The sequence below is a fragment of the Pseudomonas sp. H3_D04 genome (assembly GCF_054669175.1).
Window position 1 is genome coordinate 5,309,376 of sequence record NZ_CP162801.1, and the last position, 16,986, is coordinate 5,326,361.

Sequence of the window (16,986 nt, forward strand, 5' to 3'; positions counted from 1 at the left end):
GCATACGCCTCCCCGCCTCGAGAATCACTGCGGGAGCCTGTCGGCTTGCGATGGGTCATCACCTTCAACATTGCTGTCGACTGTCACTCCGCTATCGCGAGCAGGCTCGCTCCCACATTGGGATTTGGTGTGCATCGTTCTGCGATACATAGCAGATCTACTGTGGGAGCGAGCCTGCTCGCGAAGGGGCCGTCACATCCAGCATCGATGGCGACTGACACCCCGCCTTCGCGAGCAGGCTCGCTCCCACATTTGAATCTTGTTGCTTCAACTCGCGCGTTTCAGCTTAACCCTAGTTCACGCCAGATCCGCAATACCTGCCGACGCTCATCGACAAACTGGTCACCCGGTATCACCCCGGGGTCCTTCTGCAAGGCCTGCCGGTGTGCGGCGGAACGGTAGGCCTTGTAGGCCTCGCGTAGCAGGCTGGCGTCTTCGGCAGGCATCAGCCCTTCGTGTTCCAGCTCTTCCAGAATGCGGATGTTATCCGTCCAGCGCAGCAATGGCGGGTGTGTTTCGGACCACGCCAGGGCCGCGTATTGCACCATAAATTCAATATCGACGATACCTCCGGCGTCCTGCTTGAGATCGAATGGCGCCGTGGCCTCGAAGGCATTTGCCGCCGTGCCGGCTGCGGTGCTCTTGCTACCGAGGTTATCGCGCATCTTGGCGCGCATCTCGCTCACCTCCTGACGCAAGGTCGCCAGGTCCCGGTGCTTGCCCAATATCGCCGCGCGCACCCTCTCGAATGCCTGGCCGACATCCTGGCTGCCCACCAGCACCCGGGCCCGCACCAGTGCCTGATGTTCCCAGGTCCAGGCTTCGTTTTCCTGGTAGCGGGCAAACGCCCCGACCGAGCTCACCAGCAACCCCGAGGCGCCGGACGGCCGCAGGCGCATATCGACTTCATACAGCTGGCCGGAGTTGGTCTGGGTCGTAATCAAATGAATGATCCGCTGCCCCAACCGGGTGAAAAACTGCGCGCCGTCGATAGGTTTCGCTCCGTCGGTTTCCGCCTGCGGATCACCGTCATGGATGAACACCAGGTCCAGGTCCGAACCATGCCCCAATTCCAGTCCGCCGACTTTCCCATAACCGACAATGATGAAGCCCGGATCGCACAACGTGCCGTCGGTGCGCAGTGGCGTGCCATATTTGGCCACGGTCTGGCGCCAGGCCAGGGCGAGTACTTGTGCGAGGATCGCTTCAGCCAGCCAGGTCAGGTAATCGCTGACTTTCATCAACGGCAGGCTGCCGGCGATTTCCGAAGCGGCGACCCGCAAGCGGTGCGCCAGTTTGAAATGGCGCAGGGCTTCCATTTGCTGTTCGAGGTCGTCTTCGGGAATCCGCGTCAGGCGCTCGCGCAACTCGGCGGCCAGTTCCGGCGCCAGGGGGGGCTTGAACAATCGACCTTCATTGAGCAATTCGTCGAGCAGCAGCGGGAAGCGGGTGATCTGCTCGGCGATCCATGGGCTTGCCGCGCACAAGGTCAGCAAGCGGCGCAGGGCGCCGGGGTTCTCGGTCAGCAGCACCAGATACGCCGAGCGACGGGCCACCGCTTCAACCAACGGCAGCACGCGCTCAAGTACCAGATCCGGATTGGCATGCTCGACCGCCTGAGCCAGCAAACGCGGAATAAATGCATCGAGGCGTTCGCGCCCCAAACGCTGCATCGCGCGCAACTGCGGGCTGCTGCGCAAACCGGCCAACGCTTTCAGTGCCTTGGTGGCATCGGCAAAACCGCCCTCTTCCAACTGACGGCAGGCGGCTTCTTCATCCTGGGCCTCTTCCCACAGCGGCAGCCATTCGCCGCCGACCACCACTTCGCTTTCGGTGCCTTCCTCTTCATCGGGATCGGCGATCACTTGTCCAAAGTGCCAGGCCACGCGGCCTCGCCAATACATAAGCTGCGCATGGAAAGCCTCCCAGTCAGCGAAGCCCAGCATAAAGGCAATGCGCGCCTGATCCTGCGCACCGTCCGGCAGCATCTGGGTCTGGCGGTCGGCAATCGCCTGGATCGCGTGCTCGGTGTACCGCAGGAATTCATAGCCTTCGCGCAGCTCGCTGATCACCGCCGGCGGCAGGTAACCCTGACCTTCCAGGGTGCTCAGTACTTTTAATAGAGGGCGTTGCTGCAGGCTCAGGTCGCGACCGCCGTGGATCAGCTGGAACGCCTGGGCGATAAACTCCACTTCGCGGATGCCGCCCGAGCCGAGCTTGATGTTGTCGGCCATGCCTTTGCGCCGCACTTCCTGCTGGATCAGCTGCTTCATGGTGCGCAGCGCTTCGATCGCCGAGAAGTCGAGGTAACGCCGGTAAACGAACGGGCGCAGCATCTCTTGCAGTTGCGCGCCGGCCACTTGATCGCCAGCCACCACCCGCGACTTGATCATCGCGTAGCGTTCCCAGTCGCGGCCCTGGTCCTGGTAATACTGCTCCAGCGCGTTGAAGCTCAACACCAGGGCACCGGCCGAGCCGTAAGGCCGCAGACGCATGTCGACCCGGAACACAAAACCGTCGACGGTCATCGGGTCCAGCGCCTTGATCAGGCGCTGGCCGAGACGAATGAAGAATTCCTGGTTATCCAGCGAGCGTTTCACGCCGACGGTTTCGCCGCCCTCGGGGTAGGCGAAGATCAGGTCGATGTCCGATGACAGGTTGAGCTCCACTGCACCGAGCTTGCCCATGCCTAGGATGACCATCTGCTGCGGCTCGCCGCTACGCCGGCCGGTGGGCACGCCGAACTGCTGGCAATGCCGCGAGTACAACCACTGATAGGCCTGATCGATGCTCGCATCGGCCATGTCCGAGAGGTCGCGGCAGGTCTGGACCAGATCAGCCTGACGAGTCAGGTCGCGCCAGATGATCCGCACTTGCTGACGGGTGCGCTGACGGCGCAAGGCGCGACCGAGCTCGTCATCGGTTTCGGCCGCATTCACCGCTGCCGCTATCTGCCCGCACAACTCGCCGGGTGCAAAGCTGCGGTCCAGTTCGCCGGACTGCACCAGCGCCAGCAACATCAAGGGGTCACGCACACTCTGTTCGGTCACGAAATCGCTGGCGGCGGTGACGCGGGCGAATTGCGCCCAGCGCTCAGCTGTCCAGGCAGACAGGCCATGGTCATCTTCCAACTCGGCAACGGCGGTACGGAACGACTGCTCGGCGCGGGTGACAAACGGCAGGAGAATGCCGGGCAGTTCGGCAAGCGGAGGGAGGCTCATGGTCTATCCTTGATCGGCGTGTAGAGGGCGGCATGTAGTGATTTTTCAAAACGCACTACGTGATCGACTGTCGAACAAAGGTTAGAAATAGCTGAAATTTCTTTATTTTTGGCAGGCAGCATCAAGCTTTCACCTTTTTCGGTTGGCAAAAGACCAACCTTAACGATTATTCTCACAACGCAGCCGGAGGCCACAAGCCGCTCATCTGTAGTTTTACTACTCGTATATACATCCAGATAGCTGAAATGCCCGATGATTTGTAGTAAAACTACACGTCGCCGGAACCTACCACTCGGCAATCCAAGAATTTATATCGTCTGCCCACAAGGCCAGTCGCAAACTCAGGCAACCGATTCTGGAAGCCTTTCCGCCCTGGAGCAAGCCATGCAAGACCTCGATCCCGTCGAAACCCAGGAATGGCTGGACGCCCTGGAATCGGTTCTCGACAAAGAAGGCGAAGACCGCGCTCACTATCTGATGACCCGTATGGGCGAACTCGCAACCCGCAGCGGTTCGCAGTTGCCTTACGCCATCACCACGCCATACCGCAACACCATTCCCGTTACCCACGAAGCACGCATGCCTGGCGACCTGTTCATGGAACGCCGCATTCGCTCGCTGGTACGCTGGAACGCGATGGCCATGGTGATGCGCACGAACCTGAAAGATTCGGACCTGGGCGGTCACATCTCCAGCTTCGCCTCCAGCGCCACCCTGTATGACATCGGCTTCAACTATTTCTTCCAGGCCCCGACCGATGAACACGGCGGCGACCTGATCTACTTCCAGGGCCACACCTCGCCAGGCGTTTACGCCCGTGCGTTCATGGAAGGCCGCATCACCGAAGACCAGATGAACAACTTCCGCCAGGAAGTCGATGGTCAAGGCCTGTCTTCCTACCCGCACCCTTGGCTGATGCCTGATTTCTGGCAGTTCCCGACCGTATCCATGGGTCTGGGCCCGATCCAGGCGATCTACCAGGCACGTTTCATGAAGTACCTGGAAGCCCGTGGTTTCATCCCTGAAGGCAAGCAGAAAGTCTGGTGCTTCCTGGGCGACGGCGAGTGCGACGAGCCAGAATCCCTGGGCGCGATCTCGCTGGCTGGCCGCGAGAAGCTCGACAACCTGATCTTCGTCATCAACTGCAACCTGCAGCGCCTCGACGGCCCGGTTCGCGGCAACGGCAAAATCATCCAGGAACTCGAAGGCGTGTTCCGTGGTGCTCAGTGGAACGTGACCAAGGTCATCTGGGGCCGTTTCTGGGACCCACTGCTGGCCAAAGACGTCGACGGTATCCTGCAACGTCGCATGGACGAAGTCATCGACGGCGAGTACCAGAACTACAAAGCCAAAGACGGCGCGTTCGTGCGTGAACACTTCTTCAACTCGCCAGAACTCAAGGCGATGGTTGCTGATCTGTCCGACGACGAGATCTGGAAACTCAACCGTGGCGGCCACGACCCGTACAAGGTCTACGCGGCGTACCACGAAGCGGTCAACCACAAAGAACAACCGACCGTCATCCTGGCCAAGACCATCAAGGGTTATGGCACCGGTGCCGGCGAAGCGAAAAACACCGCGCACAACACCAAGAAGGTTGATGTTGAAAGCCTGAAGCTGTTCCGCGATCGTTTCGACATTCCGGTTCGCGACGAAGAGCTGGAAAACCTGCCGTTCTTCAAGCCAGAGCCAAACAGCGCCGAAGCCCGCTACCTGAGCGAGCGCCGCACTGCACTGGGCGGTTTTGTGCCACAGCGCCGCGCGCAAAGCTTCAGCGTGCCGACCCCGTCGCTCGATACCCTCAAGGCGATTCTTGATGGTTCGGGCGACCGTGAAATCTCCACCACCATGGCCTTCGTGCGGATCCTCGCGCAGCTGGTCAAGGACAAGGAAATCGGCCCGCGCATCGTCCCGATCATCCCGGACGAAGCCCGTACCTTCGGTATGGAAGGCATGTTCCGTCAGTTGGGCATCTACTCGTCCGTCGGCCAGCTCTACGAGCCAGTCGATAAAGACCAGGTGATGTTCTACAAGGAAGACAAGAAGGGCCAGATCCTCGAAGAAGGCATCAACGAAGCGGGCGCCATGAGCTCCTTCATTGCAGCCGGTACTTCGTACTCCAGCCACAACCAGCCAATGCTGCCGTTCTACATCTTCTATTCGATGTTCGGCTTCCAGCGCATCGGCGACCTGGCTTGGGCTGCAGGCGACAGCCGTACCCGTGGCTTCCTGATCGGCGGCACCGCCGGCCGGACCACGCTGAACGGCGAAGGCCTGCAACACGAAGACGGTCACAGCCACATCCTGGCTGCCACCATCCCGAACTGCCGCACCTTTGATCCAACCTACGGCTACGAGCTGGCGGTGATCATCCAGGACGGCATGAAGAAGATGACCGAAGAGCAGCAGGACGTTTTCTACTACATCACCGTGATGAACGAGTCCTATCAGCAGCCAGCCATGCCGGCCGGTGTCGAGGAAGGCATCATCAAGGGCATGTACCTGCTCGAAGAAGACACCCGCGAAGCGGCGCACCACGTTCAGCTGATGGGCTCCGGCACCATCCTGCGTGAAGTCCGTGAAGCGGCGAAAATTCTGCGTGAAGAGTTCAACGTTGCCGCCGACGTCTGGAGCGTTACCAGCTTCAACGAACTGCGTCGCGATGGCCTGGCCGTCGAGCGCACCAACCGTCTGCATCCGGGCCAGAAGCCTAAACTGAGCTATGTCGAAGAGTGCCTGAACGGCCGTAAAGGTCCGGTCATCGCGTCTACCGACTACATGAAGCTGTTCGCTGAGCAAATTCGTCAGTGGGTCCCGTCCAAGGAATTCAAAGTCCTGGGCACCGACGGTTTCGGCCGCAGTGACAGCCGCAAGAAGCTGCGTCACTTCTTCGAAGTCGACCGTCATTTCGTGGTGTTGGCAGCCCTGGAAGCCTTGGCTGACCGTGGTGACATCGAACCTAAAGTGGTGGCCGAGGCCATCGCCAAGTTCGGGATCAACCCGGAAAAACGCAACCCACTGGACTGCTGAGGAGACACTCTGTGAGCGAACTCATTCGCGTACCTGACATCGGCAGCGGTGAAGGTGAAGTAATTGAACTGTTTGTGAAGGTCGGCGACCGTATCGAAGCCGAACAGAGCATCCTGACGCTGGAATCGGACAAGGCGAGCATGGAAGTCCCTGCTCCCAAGGCCGGCATCGTCAAAAGTTTGAAAGTGAAGCTGGGCGATCGCCTGAAAGAAGGCGACGAACTGCTGGAGCTGGAAGTCGAAGGTGCCGCTGATGCGGCCCCTGCGGCTGCCGCTGCGCCGGCTGCGAAAGCTGAAGAGAAACCGGCTGCTGCGCCTGCCGCCGCCGCTGCTCCAGCGCCAGCAGCCGCGCCTGCTGCCGCTTCGGTTCAGCAAGTGCACGTGCCGGATATCGGTTCGGCGGGCAAGGCCCAGATCATCGAGATCCAGGTCAAGGTCGGCGACACCGTCGAGGCTGATCAGTCGCTGATCACCCTGGAATCCGACAAGGCCAGCATGGAAATCCCATCGCCTGCCGCTGGCGTGGTCAAGGCCATCAGCGTCAAGCTCAACGACGAAGTCGGTACGGGTGACCTGATTCTGGATCTGGAAGTGGCGGGTGCTGCGGCCCCTGCTGCTGCCGCGCCAGCCCAGGCTGCTGCGCCTGCTGCCGCTGCTCCGGCGCCAGCCGCTGCAGCCCCGGCCGCACCGGTTGCCGATAGCGTCCAGGACATTCATGTCCCGGACATCGGTTCGTCGGGCAAGGCCAAGATCATCGAAGTACTGGTCAAGGCCGGCGACACCGTCACCGCCGACCAGTCGCTGATCACACTGGAATCCGACAAGGCGAGCATGGAAATTCCATCGCCTGCCGCTGGCGTGGTGGAAAGCGTTTCCATCAAGCTGGATGACGAAGTCGGTACTGGCGACCTGATTCTGAAGCTGAAAGTCAAAGGCGCTGCGCCGGCCGCTGCTCCGGCTCCAGCCGCTGCTGCACCGAGCGCTCCTGCTCCGGCCGCCGCAGCACCTGCTGCTCCGGCACCTGCCGCACCCGCGGCTGCACCGGCCAAGCCGGGCGCCAAGGTTCACGCTGGCCCGGCTGTACGCCAACTGGCCCGTGAATTCGGCGTCGAGCTGAGCGCCGTCGGCGCCAGTGGCCCGCACGGTCGCATCCTCAAAGAAGACGTGCAGGTTTACGTCAAAGCGATGATGCAGAAGGCCAAGGAAGCACCGGCCGCTGCTGCCGGCGTAACCGGCGGCGCGGGCATCCCGCCGATTCCGGTCGTGGACTTCAGCCGCTTCGGTGAAACCGAAGAAGTGCCGATGACTCGCCTGATGCAAATCGGCGCGTCGAGCCTGCACCGCAGCTGGCTCAACATCCCGCACGTGACTCAGTTCGATTCGGCTGATATCACCGACCTGGAAGCGTTCCGCATCGCTCAGAAAGCCGTCGCAGAGAAGGCCGGCGTCAAGCTGACCATCCTGCCGCTGCTGCTCAAGTCGTGCGCGCACCTGCTCAAGGAACTGCCGGACTTCAACAGCTCGCTGGCGCCAAGCGGCAAGGCGATCATCCGCAAGAAGTACGTGAACATCGGCTTCGCCGTCGACACCCCTGAAGGCCTGCTGGTACCGGTCATCAAGAACGTCGACCAGAAGAGCCTGTTGCAACTGGCAGCCGAAGCCGCTGCGCTGGCCGCCAAAGCCCGCGACAAAAAGCTCACCGCTGACGACATGCAAGGCGCCTGCTTCACCATTTCCAGCCTCGGCCACATTGGCGGCACCGGCTTCACGCCGATCGTCAACGCGCCGGAAGTGGCGATCCTCGGTGTTTCCAAGGCAACCATCCAGCCAGTCTGGGACGGCAAAGCCTTCCAGCCGAAACTGATGCTGCCACTGTCGCTGTCCTACGATCACCGCGTGATCAACGGCGCTGCTGCTGCACGCTTCACCCAGCGTCTGAGCAGCCTGCTGGCGGACATCCGTACCATCCTGCTGTAACACCGGCCGGCCCTCCTTCATCGGAGGGCCTGTCGCGTTCCACGTTTTCCGAGCGCCACGCTCGTACCTCAACCCCGCCAATTTGGCGGGGCTTTTTTTGCCTTGAACAAAGTAATTTCCTACAGTCGTGGCTTACATCGCCCACAACTCATGGCGGCTTTCGCTCGATATTTTTTGCCGTTTAATAACTAGGCTTAGTTCGACAGCATTTTCTTTTAAATACTGAAAATCTCATTTGCTTAGTTAACGTTATTTCGAACGGATTCGAACATGTTTAAACCAACTGTCGGCCCTATTACTGGCCACACCACAACTAACCACGTACGTATTTTTTTGCGCGGAGAACGTCAAGACAACTCGCTGGTATTTGCCGGCATTCGTTATCGGCGCGCGGGGGAAGAGCGTTGGTCGCAAGGTGTCTTTGCCAAACTGTCGATCTTGCGCGATATGTCCGATGTGATTGCACTCAATAACCTCGCCACCGATACCGACTATGAATACCAGGCCGGATGGTTCAGCCCCATGAGCCCGGTGCACACCGTGGAGACCGTTCAGGAACTGCCGCTGCAATGGCCACGGGAGATTTATCGCTTTCGCACCCTGTCCAGCAAGGCCAACACACCGAGGGCGTACATCGTCGGCTCATGCCGCTACCTGCGCATGACCGCAGGCATCCCTTCGGCGCCTCATCTGGGCGACCGTATTTTTGCCTCGATCACCGAACTTGCGCAGCAGGCCGAGCCGCCCATCAGCGCGATGTTAATGACGGGTGATCAAATTTACGTCGATGATCTGAACGTTATTGCTCCCGACCGGGAATACAAGGAAATACTCAGCAAATATCGCGCGGCGTTTTCCCAACCGAACATCGCCCGATTAATGTCCAACACCTCGACTTATATGATCCTCGACGATCATGAAATAGAAGACAACTGGCCCACCAACGAAAGCAAGGCCGATGCCTATTTATATAAGAACGCCATGGCAGCCTATGAGATATACCAAGCCAGCCACAGTCCGGCGCATGACTTATTACCCAACGGTCAAGTAAGCCGAAAGTTGGAACAGTATTGGTATCAGTTCGCCGAAGGCGATATTGAATGGTTTGTCACCGACAGCCGAACCCGTCGTAACTTGTCGCCCAATGATCGACGCATCCTCGACGATGAGCAGGAACAGGCGCTGTGCAAATGGCTGATCCACAGCCCGGCCCGGGTCAAGTTCGTGGTCACCAGCGTGATGTTCTACCCCGACCGCAAACTCAACGGCGATGACGCCTGGAAAGCCTTCCCGGAACAACGCCTGCGGTTGCTGGAGACGATTCGCACGCATCGCATCAAGAACGTCATCTTCGTTTCCGGCGATGTCCACGGCTCACTGACCAGTCGCCTGACCCACAGCGAGGATCCGGACTTCGACGTGCACACCATCGTCTCGTCCCCGCTGTGCAACAGCAAATTGCTGCCCTATGCCTCCGAGTCCACCTTCATTCTGAACCAGGCGCTGGCACGTACCGCAGCGGGAGATTATCGACATGAATTGACCAGCAAGGTGGTCAGCGAAGACAACTTTGCTCATCTGGTGGTGGATCGGGAGCAGATTCAGGTCAGTTACCACGACCGGAACGGCCGGCGCCTGCAATCGATCAACATCCCGCTGCACTAAGGAAAATGAAGGCCAAATGCATTAGTTTTCGGCCCTGGCTGGAGAAATCCTCGCCCCTGCCGACATATTCTTATAGCACTTGGCCTTCATGTCTCTTGTCAGTCAGTGTCGCAATGATGCAACCTTGCCGCAGGCAACAGTAAAGAGGGCGAGAGCCCGGCGCGATCAGCACATTCGAAGCGAGTTTCCCTCAATGAAAAGCCAACCTGATGCCGCCAGCCGTATGGTGGCCGAGGTAGTGACGCAATTGCCTGTGCCCTCGCGGCTCGGCATGCTGCGTTTCGAACGGCTGAATGAAGCTAGCTGGGCACTCCTGTTTCTCGATCCCAATTGCGAACGACAATTTGGTCTGCCGGCCGTGGAGCTTTGTGCCTTGGTCGACTCGCCTTATGCCAGCCTGATGGAGCCTGAAGCGCGCTATCAACTGCACGACGCGATTCAGCAGCAACTCAGAGAGAGCCCGCATTACCTGATCCGCTACAACCTGCACACCGCCAAGGGCTCCTTGAGCCTGCTCGAACTGGGCGAAGCCTACCGACAACACAATCGACACCTTCTGCGCGGTTACCTGATGGTCGTGGACGGCTTGTTCGAGGGTGAACCGCTGCTGCCGTCGCTGGACCTGGAAACCCAGAACTCGCGCCTGCAAATCGCCCTGGAACTCAATCAACGCGCCCAGTTGGAACAACTGCAGCATCTGGATCGGGTCCGCGCCCAGCAAGACTTGATCCTGCTGCTGACCCGCCAGCGCTACAGCACCAACAATTCCCTGCAAGAAGCCGCCGAACTGATTACCCGCAGCGCTTGCGACATCTATGAAATCGACTGCGCCAGCCTGTGGAACCTCGAAGGCTCGCTGCTGGTGCCGATCTCGGCCTATCACCGCACCTCCGGGGAATATCAGCTGCCGGAACCGATCGACGTCAGCGGCTTCCCGGATTACCTCGACGCCTTGCACGGCAGCCGCGCCATCGATGCGCACAACGCCATTCGCGATCCGCGTACCCGGGAAATGGCCGAACACCTGCGCCCGCGCGATGTGAACGCCATGCTCGACGCCAGTATCCGCGTCGACGGCCAAGTGGTCGGCGTGCTGTGCCTGGAACAGACTGGCGCGACCCGTGCCTGGCAGTCGGATGAAATCGCCTTTGCCGGCGAGCTGGCGGATCAGTTCGCCCAAGTCATCAACAACCACAACCGCCGCACCGCCACCAGCGCCCTGCACCTGTTCCAGCGTGCGGTGGAGCAAAGCGCCAACGCCTTTTTGCTGGTCAATTGCGATGGCGTGGTGGAATACGTCAACCCGAGCTTCACGGCGATCACCCAGTACACCACCGAGGAAGTCCACGGCCAGCGGCTATCGGAACTGCCTGCGTTGGAGAACCTCAGCGAACTGCTGTTCGACGCGCCCTCGGCGCTGGCCAAGAGCAACAGCTGGCAGGGCGAGTTCAAAAGCCGCCGTAAAAACCTCGAACCCTACTGGGGCCAGTTGTCGATTTCCAAGGTCTATGGCGACAACCGAGAGCTGACGCACTACATCGGCATCTACGAAGACATCACCCAGACCAAGCTCGCCCAGCAGCGCATCGAGCGCCTGGCCTACACCGACAATCTGACCAACCTCGGCAACCGCCCGGCGTTCATCCGCAACCTCGACGAACGCTTCGCCCGGGACAGCGATACGCCGATCAGCCTGCTCCTGGTGGACATCGACAACTTCAAGCGCATCAACGACAGCCTCGGCCACCAGACCGGCGACAAACTGCTGATCAGCCTGGCCCGGCGCCTGCGCAACAGCCTGAGCCCGAGCGGCAGCCTGGCGCGATTCGCCAGTAACGAATTCGCCGTGCTGCTGGACAACACAGACCTCGCAATGGGCCAGCACGTCGCCAACCAATTGCTGGCGACCCTCGACAAGCCGATGTTCGTCGACAACCAGTTGATCAGCGTCACCGGCTCCGTGGGCCTGGCCTGCGCGCCGTTGCACGGTCGCGATCCACAGACATTAATGCGCAACGCCGGCCTGGCGCTGCACAAGGCCAAGGCCAATGGCAAACATCAGGTCCAGGTGTTCACCGAAGCACTGAACGCCGAGGCCAGCTACAAGCTGTTCGTGGAAAACAACCTGCGCCGCGCCCTGACCCAGAATGAGCTGGACGTGTTCTATCAGCCCAAACTGTGCCTGCGCAGCGGTCGCCTGCTGGGCATGGAAGCGCTGCTGCGCTGGAACCATCCGGAAAAGGGCATGATCCGCCCGGACCAGTTCATCAGCGTTGCCGAAGAAACCGGCCTGATCATCCCGATCGGCAAATGGATCGCCCGCCAGGCCTGCCGCATGAGCAAAGACCTGACCGCCGCTGGCCTGGGCAACCTTCAAGTGGCGATCAACTTGTCGCCCAAGCAGTTCTCCGACCCGGACCTGGTGGCGTCCATCGCCAACATCCTCAAGGAAGAAGCGCTGCCGGGGAACCTGCTGGAGCTGGAACTGACCGAAGGCCTGCTGCTGGAAGCCACCGAAGACACCCACTTGCAGCTCGATCAACTCAAGCGCCTGGGCCTGACCCTGGCCATGGACGATTTCGGCACCGGTTACTCGTCGCTCAGTTACCTGAAAAAATTCCCGATCGACATCATCAAGATCGACCGAAGCTTCATCCACGAAATCCCGGACAACCAGGACGACATGGAAATCACCTCCGCGGTGATCGCCATGGCCCACAACCTGAAACTCAAGGTCGTGGCGGAAGGGATCGAGACGGCCGAGCAGCTTGCGTTCTTGCGTCGCCACCGCTGCGATGTCGGCCAGGGCTACCTGTTCGACCGCCCCATCCCCGGCGCCGAGCTGATCGAAAAGCTCAAGCGCTACCCACGCGGGCCGCTCGTCTGACAGCACACCGCAAAATCCCTGTGGAACACCGTAATCCCCGGTGGGAGCGTGCCTGCTCGCGATAGCGGTGTGTCAGTCGCCATCAATGTTTAATGTCCCGCCGCTATCGCAAGCAGGCACGCTCGCATAGGGGTAGTGCGTAACCGGCCGGCATTGGGCAAACTGCGTGTCTGACAATTTAAATTCAACCTGACTGAGGGGACTGATGATGGTCTTGCGCTCGGAAATCCTGGTGAACAAAAACGTGCTCCCTACCAAAGAACAAGCTCTGCCCGGCCGTGAAACCCCGATGACCGTGCCGGAAAAACACTTCGTCCACGACGCCCCACTGCTGGGTCCGTTCGCGATGGACGTGGATTTCGCAATCTTCGGCCTGGGCTGCTTCTGGGGCGCGGAACGCAAGTTCTGGCAACGTGAAGGCGTGGTCAGCACGGCGGTGGGTTATGCCGGCGGTTTTACCCCGAACCCGACCTATGAAGAAGTTTGTTCGGGCCTGACCGGCCACAGCGAAGTGGTGCTGGTGGTCTACGAACCGGCCAAAGTCAGCTACGAAGAACTGCTGAAAATGTTCTGGGAATTGCACAACCCGACGCAAGGCATGCGTCAGGGCAACGACATCGGCACTCAGTACCGCTCGGTGATCTATGCGACCAACCCGACGCAACTGGCCGCCGCCAAACACAGCAAGGACGTGTTCCAGGCTGAGTTGACCAAGGCCGGGAAAGGCGAAATCACCACTGAAATCGATGAAGCGCCGACGTTCTACTTCGCCGAGGCGTATCACCAGCAGTACCTGGCGAAGAACCCTGAAGGGTATTGCGGGATTGGTGGTACGGGCGTTACCTGCCCGATCTAACTCTCGGGCCCTGAAAAGCTTCGCGGGCAAGCCTCGCTCCTACGGGATTATGTCGATCACAAAATTGTGCTCAGATATCGATCCCTGTAGGAGCAAGGCTTGCCCGCGAAGGCGTCCGATCAGACGCCATCAATCCATCTGATCAGCCATCAACTCTCAGCAATCAACCAATCCATCTGCCACCCGCCCTGGGTCTGCCCAAGCGTCTTGGACAACCACGGCAGCAACTCACGCAATTCCTCTTCCAGGCCCCACGGCGGATTCGCAATCGCCAATCCAGAGCCATTCAAACTGTTCGGCGTATCCAGCGGATGCACCAGCAACTCCACACGCAACAACTTTGGTGCGCCCGTGCCCGCCAGATCCTGATAAAAACGTCGCAACATGCGCTGATCCTTCACCGGGTACCAGATCGCTGCCACCGTCTGCCGCATCCGGCCAATCGCCTCTTTCAGCGACGCCGCGCAACGCTGCATCTCATCGAGCTGCTCGAACGGCGGATCAATCAACATCACCGCCCGCTTCTCCTGCACCGGCAACATCGCCCGCGGCACATGCCAGCCTTCGCCCAGATGTACCTTCACCCGACGATCACCGGCCATGTTGTCCTTGAGCAGCAAACCATCTTCGGGGTGCTTCTCGTTGAGCATCACCCGATCCTGCGACCGCGTCAGACGCCGCGCCAGCTCCGGCGACCCCGGGTAATAGCGCAATTGGCTATCCGGGTTCATGTCGTGCAGCACTTTCATGTAGTCGGCGGTCAGCGCTGGCAGATCCGGCTGATCCCACAGACGCGCAATACCTTCCAGGTACTCACCGGTACGGCTCGCCTGATCACCCTGCAGGTCATACAGACCAATGCCGGCGTGAGTGTCGAGATAGGCAAACGGCTGCTCCTTGCGCGACATCAGGGCGATGATGCGGGTCAGAGTCAGGTGTTTGAACACATCGGCGTGATTGCCGGCATGGAAGGCGTGACGATAATTCATGATTGCTCCTGCGAAGGCCGGGAAGTTTACCTTGTACGGCGGCGAACGTCAGGGGTGGCAGCCGGGCGGCCAGACGAAAACCCGCTGGCGAGGGCGTGCGCGACCGGCACATACTCCTGGCCCACCGAGCGACACACTCACCCCAATCAATGACAGGGAGTCAAAAAACCGATGCGAATTCTATGTTCGGCGTTTGTTTGTTTACTGTCGGCAAGCCACGTTTTTGCTGACGAGACGCACATAGCAGAGGCACGCCAATCCTTAAAAAATTACGGACTTAGCCATTGCATTCTCAAGCACTTTAAAGAGAAGTCCGAGTTAGAAACAGACATCGCGCGATCGGCGGGTGCTTACTCGTTCATGGGTAACGGCATGCATACCGTGGTTCAGGATGAAGACACCTTGAAGGTCACACATGACCCTTACATGAATACCCGGATCTACGTATTTAACGCTTATGACAACACCTCATCTGTCAGCAAATACACGGACAAAAAGCTGGTAATGCATGGATGCTTGAGCGTTTATAACTCGCTGGCGTTTGACGCCTTTATCAAGACCCAGGATCAATTCATTACCGAACAAGCTTCTGAAAACCCATCATTCAGGTCAAATTAGTGCTGAACAGACTGAGATCCAGATTTCTCAAACACTGATAATAAAACTCAGAGCTACTGCTGACTTGGTCATGCCTGAAATCAAGTATCTGCTTATAAAGCGACTGAATCGCGGGATCCTTGATGGATCGCATACTGTCCAGGACAAGACAGATTTCATAAATCTTCTCCTCCCGCTCCTCGTTCATACGCCGATAGTCTTCTCTCGACATAATTCCAAGAAAACGAGAAAAATGAAAAGGTAGACCCGCGTTATTTCTGAACATCCAAAGAAACGTCTTTGCTAGCAAACCTACAAAATATAGCCGTGCCAGACAGGCAGGATCAGCGGCAAAATCCAGCAGACCTTTGACCCCGAAAAACTCAAAGACTGCGATTTCAAAGCGTGCCGCATCGCCATCATCGCCACTTTCATAGGCATCGATGACGATATCGCTATAGGCCCACTCTTCGATTAATTCCCGTGTTAGCTGTTGACCCGACATACCTGCCCTCTTGTTCTCAGGAAACGACTTTTAACGCGCCGTTCTGCGTTCCAGCCACACTGCCGATTTCGGACCTGACACCGATGTGACGCAGAGCGTCACGGGCTGCATTCCCACGCAGAGCGTGGGAACGATCTTTCATCAGGGAAAGCGTCCGGCGCTACTCCGAAGGCCGCGCTTTCAACCGCCGCCCCAGCACATCCAGCACATCACACCCATCCCGCAACGGAATGGCGCAGAGCAATGCAAAGTCACTAAGGATGAAAGACTGACATTCGATCGAACCACGCATCGACAGGTTTTCCATTACTTGGGTGACGGCGCGGATTCGATAGCTGGCCGCGTCGTATAAAACGTCGAGTGGTGCGAGGGTATCGACGAACAAGGTGGGCATGTCGTCGCAGTTGCTGGTCAGTGCCATGAAACGGCTTTTGGGTGGAGGAGATGGTTTTTCGTAGGGTGGATCGGGGTGAAGATTTGTCATTTTTAAACCTCTGGCAAGAAGGGAAGCTACCATCGGCCCTCCTACAGGCTTGGGTGGCAGCTATACGCGGGGTAGGAATATCGAGACCAGAGAACTCGACCACACCGAAGCGTGCCCGCGCACAGCCGCCGCAACTGATGTTACGGACGCATGTTGACGGCCGCAATTCAGGTGTCGACGCCAAAGCGTTCTCTCTGGTCTTGAAGGGTTCCTACACCCCATCACTGAATTTTCAGTGACCACCAGAGACTATCCATGGAAAACATTTCGCACCAGTTCATGGAAACCGCCGCAGCTTGAAGGAAACTTCCGACGACCTTGCCCAGAAATTTCGCTTCCGCTTCAGAGATACCCTTCTTCTACCAAGTGGATTGGTCTTCAAGACCCGCTTTTTGAAGATCTTCTTTCCACTCTACAGCTGCCAATCGAAAAATATCTTCGAAAAAAGCTCTGGTATTCTCCATCTCATCCCAGCCACAAGGAAATGACGAATATGCTTCGGGGTCATATTTCAACAGTGATTTAAAATCATAATTTTTGTCCTGAAGGGCCTCCTCCAGACATTCATAAAGTAGAAAACGGTGCCGGTATGACCGTCTTCTAGTCAGGCAGTACTTGAGTATTAGCTCTTCCCTGTCAGCAGGGTCATTCGGATCGAACCTCTCCAACTCCTCCCCAAGCGTCTCTTCACGGTCATAGATATCGAAACACCCTAAAAAATATGAAGGCGTTGGAATGTATGGCTGCTCAGTTCCAGGATCAATAAGCATATTTTT

12 protein-coding genes are annotated in these 16,986 nt (G+C 58.6%); 6 read left to right on the forward strand and 6 right to left on the reverse strand.

The genetic code is table 11. The features are described 5' to 3' along the window. Window positions 1–281: 281 nt before the first annotated feature. Both glnE and AB4N91_RS24490 read right to left on the reverse strand, forming a co-directional pair. Entirely contained in the window at window positions 282–3,221 is a 2,940-nt protein-coding gene (gene glnE / locus AB4N91_RS24485; protein WP_411960353.1) for a bifunctional [glutamate--ammonia ligase]-adenylyl-L-tyrosine phosphorylase/[glutamate--ammonia-ligase] adenylyltransferase, read from the reverse strand. Further along, a complete protein-coding gene (locus AB4N91_RS24490; RefSeq protein WP_256580097.1) occupies window positions 3,218–3,343 on the reverse strand; it encodes a hypothetical protein in 126 nt (41 codons plus the stop codon). The genes glnE and AB4N91_RS24490 overlap by 4 nt, the downstream gene beginning before the upstream one ends. Before the next feature lie 262 nt (window positions 3,344–3,605). Here AB4N91_RS24490 and aceE point away from each other — a divergent pair, with 262 nt between their 5' ends. From aceE to msrA, 5 genes are all read left to right on the forward strand, one after another. Further along, a complete protein-coding gene (aceE, locus tag AB4N91_RS24495; RefSeq protein ID WP_010464306.1) occupies window positions 3,606–6,251 on the forward strand; it encodes a pyruvate dehydrogenase (acetyl-transferring), homodimeric type in 2,646 nt (881 codons plus the stop codon). 11 nt (window positions 6,252–6,262) lie between these two features. After that, window positions 6,263–8,227, forward strand: a complete 1,965-nt coding sequence (gene aceF, locus AB4N91_RS24500) for a dihydrolipoyllysine-residue acetyltransferase (RefSeq protein WP_460111839.1) — start codon at window positions 6,263–6,265, stop codon at window positions 8,225–8,227. 270 nt (window positions 8,228–8,497) lie between these two features. Beyond that, on the forward strand, window positions 8,498–9,892 hold the full coding sequence (locus AB4N91_RS24505; RefSeq protein WP_460111840.1) for an alkaline phosphatase D family protein: 1,395 nt from the start codon (window positions 8,498–8,500) through the stop codon (window positions 9,890–9,892). Window positions 9,893–10,085: 193 nt separating this feature from the next. Beyond that, entirely contained in the window at window positions 10,086–12,779 is a 2,694-nt protein-coding gene (locus AB4N91_RS24510; RefSeq protein WP_083375203.1) for a sensor domain-containing phosphodiesterase, read from the forward strand. 208 nt (window positions 12,780–12,987) lie between these two features. Beyond that, entirely contained in the window at window positions 12,988–13,635 is a 648-nt protein-coding gene (msrA, locus tag AB4N91_RS24515) for a peptide-methionine (S)-S-oxide reductase MsrA (protein ID WP_077747678.1), read from the forward strand. A 149-nt stretch (window positions 13,636–13,784) separates the two neighbouring features. Here msrA and AB4N91_RS24520 read toward each other — a convergent pair whose 3' ends face one another. Then, complete coding sequence (locus tag AB4N91_RS24520) at window positions 13,785–14,624, reverse strand: 23S rRNA (adenine(2030)-N(6))-methyltransferase RlmJ (RefSeq protein ID WP_460111841.1); 840 nt, start codon at window positions 14,622–14,624, stop codon at window positions 13,785–13,787. A 171-nt stretch (window positions 14,625–14,795) separates the two neighbouring features. On the opposite strand from AB4N91_RS24520, the gene AB4N91_RS24525 reads away from it, so the two are divergent. Continuing rightward, window positions 14,796–15,242 (forward strand): hypothetical protein, encoded by a 447-nt coding sequence (locus tag AB4N91_RS24525; protein WP_460111842.1) that lies wholly within the window; start codon window positions 14,796–14,798, stop codon window positions 15,240–15,242. Here the strand turns inward: AB4N91_RS24525 and AB4N91_RS24530 are convergent. From AB4N91_RS24530 to AB4N91_RS24540, 3 genes are all read right to left on the reverse strand, one after another. Beyond that, the gene (locus AB4N91_RS24530; RefSeq protein ID WP_460111843.1) at window positions 15,229–15,726 is read right to left on the reverse strand and encodes a hypothetical protein; all 498 of its coding nucleotides are present in this window, start codon (window positions 15,724–15,726) and stop codon (window positions 15,229–15,231) included. The two genes, AB4N91_RS24525 and AB4N91_RS24530, sit on opposite strands and share 14 nt — an antisense overlap. Window positions 15,727–15,886: 160 nt before the next feature. After that, entirely contained in the window at window positions 15,887–16,210 is a 324-nt protein-coding gene (locus AB4N91_RS24535) for a hypothetical protein (RefSeq protein ID WP_288114427.1), read from the reverse strand. Between the two features lie 359 nt (window positions 16,211–16,569). After that, entirely contained in the window at window positions 16,570–16,980 is a 411-nt protein-coding gene (locus AB4N91_RS24540) for a hypothetical protein (protein WP_460111844.1), read from the reverse strand. Window positions 16,981–16,986 lie beyond the last annotated feature (6 nt).

Excerpts from the sequence above, each read along its gene's own strand:
- glnE (WP_411960353.1), bottom strand. The coding sequence starts at position 3,221 with ATGAGCCTCCCTCCGCTTGCCGAACTGCCCGGCATTCTCCTGCCGTTT.
- AB4N91_RS24490 (WP_256580097.1), bottom strand. The coding sequence starts at position 3,343 with ATGCTGCCTGCCAAAAATAAAGAAATTTCAGCTATTTCTAACCTTTGT.
- aceE (WP_010464306.1), top strand. The coding sequence starts at position 3,606 with ATGCAAGACCTCGATCCCGTCGAAACCCAGGAATGGCTGGACGCCCTG.
- AB4N91_RS24505 (WP_460111840.1), top strand. The coding sequence starts at position 8,498 with ATGTTTAAACCAACTGTCGGCCCTATTACTGGCCACACCACAACTAAC.
- AB4N91_RS24510 (WP_083375203.1), top strand. The coding sequence starts at position 10,086 with ATGAAAAGCCAACCTGATGCCGCCAGCCGTATGGTGGCCGAGGTAGTG.
- msrA (WP_077747678.1), top strand. The coding sequence starts at position 12,988 with ATGGTCTTGCGCTCGGAAATCCTGGTGAACAAAAACGTGCTCCCTACC.
- AB4N91_RS24520 (WP_460111841.1), bottom strand. The coding sequence starts at position 14,624 with ATGAATTATCGTCACGCCTTCCATGCCGGCAATCACGCCGATGTGTTC.
- AB4N91_RS24525 (WP_460111842.1), top strand. The coding sequence starts at position 14,796 with ATGCGAATTCTATGTTCGGCGTTTGTTTGTTTACTGTCGGCAAGCCAC.
- AB4N91_RS24530 (WP_460111843.1), bottom strand. The coding sequence starts at position 15,726 with ATGTCGGGTCAACAGCTAACACGGGAATTAATCGAAGAGTGGGCCTAT.
- AB4N91_RS24535 (WP_288114427.1), bottom strand. The coding sequence starts at position 16,210 with ATGACAAATCTTCACCCCGATCCACCCTACGAAAAACCATCTCCTCCA.
- AB4N91_RS24540 (WP_460111844.1), bottom strand. The coding sequence starts at position 16,980 with ATGCTTATTGATCCTGGAACTGAGCAGCCATACATTCCAACGCCTTCA.